Source organism: Halorubrum sp. CBA1125 (assembly GCF_009742825.1).
GTDB lineage: Archaea > Halobacteriota > Halobacteria > Halobacteriales > Haloferacaceae > Halorubrum.
Genome location: NZ_WPCE01000170.1, coordinates 1 through 6,248, shown reverse-complemented (window position 1 = coordinate 6,248; position 6,248 = coordinate 1). Strand labels below are relative to the sequence as shown.

Sequence of the window (6,248 nt, the reverse complement as noted above, 5' to 3'; positions counted from 1 at the left end):
AGACTCCGGAACTCGTCGAACGGCTCCGAGAGAGCGTCGAGCGAACGGCGGCACTCTACTCGCCGACGACGCCGCGGACGCGAACCGGTACGTCCGGGAGGTGGCCGACGAGCGCGGCGCCGAACGAGCGGTCAAGTCGAAGTCGATGACCTCCGAGGAGATCGAGGTCAACGAGGCGCTCGAAGCCGACGGCGTCGAGGTGGTCGAGACCGACCTCGGCGAGTGGGTGCTCCAGCTCGCCGACGAGGAGCCCTCGCACATCGTCGCGCCGGCGATACACAAGTCCCGGGAGGGGATCGCGGAGCTGTTCGCCGAGCGGTTCGACCCCGACGACCCGCCGGAGACCGCCGAGGAGCTGACGAGGTTCGCCCGCGAGCGGCTCGGCGAGCTGATCGAGGACGCCGACCTCGGGATGACCGGCGCGAACTTCGTCGCCGCCGACTCGGGCACCATGCTGCTGGTCACCAGCGAGGGCAACGCCCGCAAGTCGGTGACCGCGACCGACACCCACGTCGCGGTCGCCGGGGTGGAGAAGCTGGTCCCGTCCGTCGAGGACTTCGCCCCGTTCGTCGAGCTGATCGGTCGCTCGGGCACCGGCCAGGACGTGACCTCCTACATCTCCACGCTGACGCCGCCCGTCGGGTCGCCCGTGCCGGACTTCCGGGACGACGACGAGCCGCTCGCCGACGGCTCCGCGGCCGACCGCGACTTCCACCTCGTGCTCATCGACAACGGCCGGCTGGCGATGCGGGAAGACGAGGCGCTGAAAGAGACGCTGTACTGCATCCGGTGTTCGGCCTGCTCGAACTCCTGTGGCAACTTCCAGAGCGTCGGCGGCCACGCGTTCGGCGGCGAGACGTACTCGGGCGGCATCGCCACCGGCTGGGAGGCCGGCATCGAGGGGCTCGACGTCGCCGCCGAGTTCAACGACTTTTGCACCGGCTGCTCGCGCTGTGTCCCCGCCTGTCCGGTGAAGATCGACATCCCGTGGCTCAACACGGCCGTCCGCGACCGGATCAACCGCGGGGAGGCCGACCGGACCCAGCTCGACTGGGCGTTCGAGGAGCTGGTCCCCGACGAGGAGCCCGCCGGGATCGACCTCTCCACCCGGCTCGTCGGCAACTACGAGACGCTCGCGAAGTGGGGGAGCCGGACGGCGCCGATCGCGAACCGACTCGCGGACGTCGGCCCCCTCCGGGCGCTCGCGGAGCGCGTCGCCGGGATCGACCGCCGGCGCGACCTCCCCGAGTTCGCGAGCGAGTCCCTCGTCGACTGGTTCGCGGCCCGGGGCGGCGCGGCGATCCCGCCCGAGGCCGCGACCCGGGAGGCCGTCGTCTACCCGGACACCGCGACGAACTACGTCACGTCGAGCGCGGGAAGGCGACCGTCCGCGCGCTGGAGGCGCTCGACGTCCACGTCCGGATCCCGGCCCTCCCGGGCAGCGGTCGGCCGCCGCTGTCACAGGGGATGATCGCCACCGCCGCCGAGGCGGCCCACGACGTGTACGCCGGGCTGGCCGAGCACGTCGACGCCGGTCGCGACGTGGTGGTGATCGAGCCGAGCGACCTCGCGACGTTCCGGCGGGAGTACGAGCGGTTCCTCCCCGATACGTCCCACGAGCGGCTCGCCGGCGCCAGCTACGACGTGATGGAGTACGTCTTCGGCCTGCTGGAGAACGGCGGCGACGCCGCCGCGCTGCGGGCGCCCGCGGCGGGGACCGGTCCGGTGTCGGCGGGCCGCCGCGTCGCGTACCACCCGCACTGTCAGGCGCGGACGATCGGGGTCGGCGAACACGCCACGGCGGTGTTAGAGCGGCTCGGCTACGACGTGCGCGTCTCCGACACGGAGTGTTGCGGGATGGCCGGCTCGTTCGGCTACAAGCACGACTACTACGATCTGAGCATGGACGTCGGCGAGCCGCTGCGCGAGCAGTTCGGCGGCACCGACCGCGTCGTCGTCGCCGCCGGCACCTCCTGTGAGGAGCAGCTCGACGCGCTGATCGAGCCCACGCCGATGCACCCGGTCGAGCTGATCGCGCCGCGGGAGTGAGACGCGCGGCGGCTCGACGCTGCGGCACCCGATCGCGTCGGCCGCGTCAGACGAGCGTCGTCCGACAACGAACGCTTAATAGGCGCGCTCGTGACCATCTCTGATATGAACGCTGCGCCACAGGAGATCACGTCGCTCGTCGGCCGCGAGGTGTACTCGAACAACGGCGTCTTCGTCGGCGAGATCGAGGACGTCCGGCTCGACCTCGACGCGCGGGCGGTGACCGGGCTCGCGCTCGCCGAACTCAACCACGAGCTGTTCGCGGGGCGGGTCGACGGGAACACCGGCGTCATCGTCCCGTACCGCTGGGTCCGCGCGGTCGGCGACGTGGTCCTGATCAACGACGTCATCGAGCGGCTCGACACCGACGAGGAAGCCGACGCCGACACCGAGGTCCAGCCGACCTGATCGCGGACGTCTATTTGACCGGATCCGTGGAGAGAGAGTTCCGCCGGACAGATTAGAAGGGCAGGGCGTCCCGCAGGCTCTCGAGGAACCCGCGGGCCTCCCGGCGCTCGCGCTCGAAGACGGGGTACAGCGCGTCGAGGAAGTCGGTCTCGTTCTCGAACTCCTCTCGGGAGACTTGGTCGAGCGCGTCCGCGAGGTCGATCGTCCGCCCCTTGGCGTCGTACGGGATCGCCTGGTCGTCGACGGCGTCGAGTATCTCTTCGCCCGTCGCGGGGAACGACACGCCCGCCTCCTCGATCCGGGCGTCGAGCACGGCGATGCCGAACTCGATCGCCTCGGGCTCCGAGGAACTGCCGCCAGGTGGCCGTGCTGCCATCGATACGTGGTACTCCCTCGGAGGGCTTTAAACCCCTGCCCGTGAGTCGCCCCCGAGACACGACGGGAACTTTCCGCTCGGGGGCCGACGGCCGTCCGCGACCCGACACCCTCACTCGGGAACCGACTCGCTCGGCGGTACCGCGTCGAGCACGACGAGTTCGATCCCGTCGCCGGCCCGGTCGAAGGCGGCGACGGAGTCGTCGTCGTACGGCGGCACCGCGACGAGGACGACGGCGGCCAGATCGTCTGTCCTCGACACGCCGAGGAACCCGTTCGGGTGCGAGAGGAACCGCGCGCCGCCGCTGCCGACGGGGGTCCCGAGATCGACGCCGAACACCGCGTTCACCGGCGCGCGACGTCGGCCAGCGTGAAGTGGGTCAGCACGGGCGTCGCCGGGTCGAGCCCCAGGTCCCGGTCGAAGTCGCCGGCGGCCGTCGCCGAGAGCCGGACGTTGGTCTCGGCCGGGTCGGCCTCGGCCGCCCGTTCGAGAAGTACCGTCAGCAGGTCCCGAGTGACGTGGATCACGCCCATCAGATCCCGATCGCGGACCGAAGCGTCTTCGCGTACAGTCCGGGCGCCTTCCGGCGGGAGTTCGAGAGGGCCTCCTCGACGGCGATCGCGGCCCCGTCGTGGACGCCCACTCCGTGGCCGACCAGCACCCGATCCGGATCCAACCCGGAGAGAGCCGCCGTCGGCGGCGTCAGCCGGAGCATCGGGTGGACGCCGAGCCGCTCGCGATCGCCCCGGAAGAACGACGCCGACCCGAGCGACTCGGGGACGATAAGCGTCTCGCCGTCGAAGAGACCGACCTCCTGCCACGGCGGGACCGTGGAGTCGCGGATCCGGAACGCCTCGAACCCCGTCTCTGCGAGCCGAGCGCCGAACCGCTCGACCGGCGCGTCGAGTTCCTCGCCGACGCCCGTCATCCACTCGGGGAGGTACACCGGGACGTCGTGGCGCCCGGCGAGCGCCGCGCTGTCGCGCCGGTGTCGATCGAGCCCGACGACGACGCCGGCGACCGTCCCGAGGTCCGCGAGCAGGTCGTCGACGCCGGGCGCGTCGACCGGGTCGATCACCCAGACGTCGTCGTCGGCAGTCTCCTCGTTCGGCACCGCGATCGCGTGGCTCGCCCGCTCCATCGACTCGCCGGGGTACGCGATCCAGCCGACGCCGCCGTCGTACCGGTCGATCTCGTGGAGGTTCGGGTCGCCGTCGGCTTTCAGTCCCATACCCGATCGTCGGCCCGGACGCCCTTCAACTTCCCTCCGGCGAGAGCGTCGGCAGAACGACGCGCGGCGGTCGTGGAGGCCGTCGATCGGGGCGTTACACGTGCGCCGACCGGCGCCGCTACCCGTCGATCTCGTCGAGGATCCGCTCGCGAATCGGGCCCGCGTCGACCGGGGCCCACGCCTCGATATCGTAGGTCACGTCGACGAGCGTCTCCAGTCGCTCCGTGTCCTCGGCTCCGATCGCCGCGATCGCGTCCGCCGAGAGGCGGTCGAACACCGCGTCCGCCAGCGTCTCCCGGTCCACTCCGCGCTCGGGCACGTCGAGGATGTGCGGGAGGTCCTCGGCGCCCGACGGCAGCGACGGGAACGCCGCGGGGCCGACCGCGAGCGCGACGTCGGGAGCGACGTCCGTCGGTTCGCGCTCGGCGTCGTTGGTTCCGCGTGTCTCGTCGTCGGCTCCGCGTACTTCCTCGTCGTCGCGTACTCCGTCACCGGGTTCGAGCACCTCGTCGCCGACGTCCGGGATGCCGACGCCGTCGGGAGGCGAGCCGTCCTCGGCGAGCGCCGCCGGCGGGGCTGGCACGAGTACGTACTCCGCGACGGCGACGTCGATGGCGGCGGCGATCGCGTCCTCGTCGACCTCGGATCGCTGCTTGAACGCCAGCTCGGAGAGCGCGCGCGACAGCTCCTCGCGGGTGAACCACCCGAACAGGTCGACGACGCCGGCGAGGTCGTCGCGTGCGGCGACGCCGGACGCGTCGCTCATCGGTCAGTCCTCCCCCGGCACGACGTCGGTGACCCGTTCCGGGACGCCGACCGCGGCGCCGCCGCGCTCGTCATCTAGGTCGGCGCGGGCGGCCTCGGCGACCTCCGCGGGCGTCACCGGCGCGTTCCGCCACGCCGGCAGGCGGGTGTCCGGCCCCGGAGCGCCCAGCGAGTCGGCGTACGTCTCCACCTGTGTGCGCTCGTCGGCGGGGTCGTAGTCGAGGCCGTTGAACGCGGCGTCGGCGGCGTACCCGCGGATCAGCCCGTCGGCCGCCTCGCGGTAGCGGTCGGCGAGCGTCTCGTAGGCCACCGTGACGCCGGCGTCCTCGACCGCGCGCAGCGTCGCCTCTCCGACCGCCCGGCTCATGTCCGCGAGACCGGTCGGGCCGTCGACGGAGCGGTGGTCGTGTTCGTACCGGCCGAGGTCGACCTGCGCGCTCCCCGCGAACCCGGCGTACGCGAACGCCTCGCCGAGCGTCCCGACCTCCAGCCCCCAGCCGCGCTGCACGCGGAGCCGCGAGAGGAGGTCGCTCGTGGCCGCGAACTCCCCGGCGAGCGCGTAGCGGAACGCCGAGAGGTACTCGAGCACGCCGACCTCGCGGGACGCCGTGGCGTCGTCGAGCGCGCGGAGCAGCGGACGGAAGAACAGCCGAAAGAGCCGGCCGTACAGCGTCCCGTCCTCGACGCGGGCGTAGTACCCCTTGGCGAACTCGTGTCCGCGGGCGACCGGGAACAGCAGTCGGTTCACGAACGCCGGCGAGTACGTCTTGGCGTCGGCGTCGTGAACCACGACGAACTCGGCGTCGAGGGCGCGGCCGATCCCGAGCCACACGTCGCGTCCCTTTCCGCGGGCCCCGTCGAGACCGCGCTCCGCGAGCAGTTCGGTGAGCCGCGGGCCGCCGCACCACAGCGGTTCGACGGCGACGTCGAACCCGTCGAGCCAGTCGGCGAACGGCCCGACGCGCTCGGCCGGCGCGCGGAGCGGGACGACCACGCGCGTCGGATCGACCGCCTCCAGCGCCGTCAGGACGCGCTCGGCCGCGAGCGTCCCGTACTCCCGTTCCGTCATCGGCACCACCACCGCCGCCCGGCCGGTCGGGGCGTCCGGCCGGTGGTCGGTCAACGCGTGCAACGTCGTCACGCGCTCTTGGACGTACTCCATCACCACCCGACAGGGGCGGGACGCCCTAAACAGGTGCGATACCCGTTGGGCGTGCCGGTCCCGACGAGACGACCCCCGGTCTCGACGGGACGACACCCGGCCTCGACGAGACGATCGCTCCGAGCGCGGCCGCGAAACGGGGAACGATCAGGCGGCGGGGTCGCGCCGGCGGCGCCGCCGGGGATCCGGTCGAACCGTGCCAGTACCGCGTAGGCGGCGACGAGCGCCGTCAGCCCGCCGGCGAGCGCGAGGAAGAC

Annotated in this window: 6 protein-coding genes and 2 pseudogenes; 2 read left to right on the top strand and 6 right to left on the bottom strand. The window is 72.3% G+C overall.

The window, feature by feature from the left end; genetic code table 11:
- Positions 1-2,049: pseudogene (locus tag GJ633_RS12985) on the top strand (LUD domain-containing protein); the annotation flags it as partial.
- Positions 2,050-2,154: 105 nt separating this feature from the next.
- A complete protein-coding gene (locus tag GJ633_RS12980) occupies positions 2,155-2,457 on the top strand; it encodes a PRC-barrel domain-containing protein (protein ID WP_156589163.1) in 303 nt (100 codons plus the stop codon).
- 52 nt (positions 2,458-2,509) lie between these two features.
- On the opposite strand, the gene GJ633_RS12975 is transcribed toward GJ633_RS12980, so the two are convergent.
- The 6 genes and pseudogenes from GJ633_RS12975 to GJ633_RS12950 form a co-directional block, all read right to left on the bottom strand.
- Positions 2,510-2,833, bottom strand: a complete 324-nt coding sequence (locus tag GJ633_RS12975; RefSeq protein ID WP_156589162.1) for a hypothetical protein — start codon at positions 2,831-2,833, stop codon at positions 2,510-2,512.
- Between the two features lie 111 nt (positions 2,834-2,944).
- Positions 2,945-3,360 (bottom strand): annotated as a pseudogene (locus GJ633_RS12970) (hypothetical protein).
- A gap of 5 nt (positions 3,361-3,365) precedes the next feature.
- Positions 3,366-4,058, bottom strand: coding sequence for a hypothetical protein (locus tag GJ633_RS12965; protein WP_156589164.1), 693 nt, complete (start codon positions 4,056-4,058; stop codon positions 3,366-3,368).
- 124 nt (positions 4,059-4,182) lie between these two features.
- Positions 4,183-4,830 carry a hypothetical protein gene (locus GJ633_RS12960; RefSeq protein ID WP_156589161.1) on the bottom strand — a complete coding sequence of 216 codons (648 nt, stop codon included), beginning with the start codon at positions 4,828-4,830 and terminating at the stop codon, positions 4,183-4,185.
- Between the two features lie 3 nt (positions 4,831-4,833).
- A complete protein-coding gene (locus GJ633_RS12955) occupies positions 4,834-5,991 on the bottom strand; it encodes a glycosyl transferase family 2 (protein WP_156589160.1) in 1,158 nt (385 codons plus the stop codon).
- A partial coding sequence (locus tag GJ633_RS12950) for a hypothetical protein (RefSeq protein WP_197431335.1) occupies positions 5,991-6,248 on the bottom strand: 258 nt, incomplete at its 5' end. The genes GJ633_RS12955 and GJ633_RS12950, both read right to left, overlap by 1 nt.

Bases quoted from the DNA above. Each gene is read 5' to 3' on its own strand.
- GJ633_RS12980 (WP_156589163.1), top strand. From the start codon at position 2,155: ATGAACGCTGCGCCACAGGAGATCACGTCGCTCGTCGGCCGCGAGGTG.
- GJ633_RS12975 (WP_156589162.1), bottom strand. From the start codon at position 2,833: ATGGCAGCACGGCCACCTGGCGGCAGTTCCTCGGAGCCCGAGGCGATC.
- GJ633_RS12960 (WP_156589161.1), bottom strand. From the start codon at position 4,830: ATGAGCGACGCGTCCGGCGTCGCCGCACGCGACGACCTCGCCGGCGTC.
- GJ633_RS12955 (WP_156589160.1), bottom strand. From the start codon at position 5,991: ATGGAGTACGTCCAAGAGCGCGTGACGACGTTGCACGCGTTGACCGAC.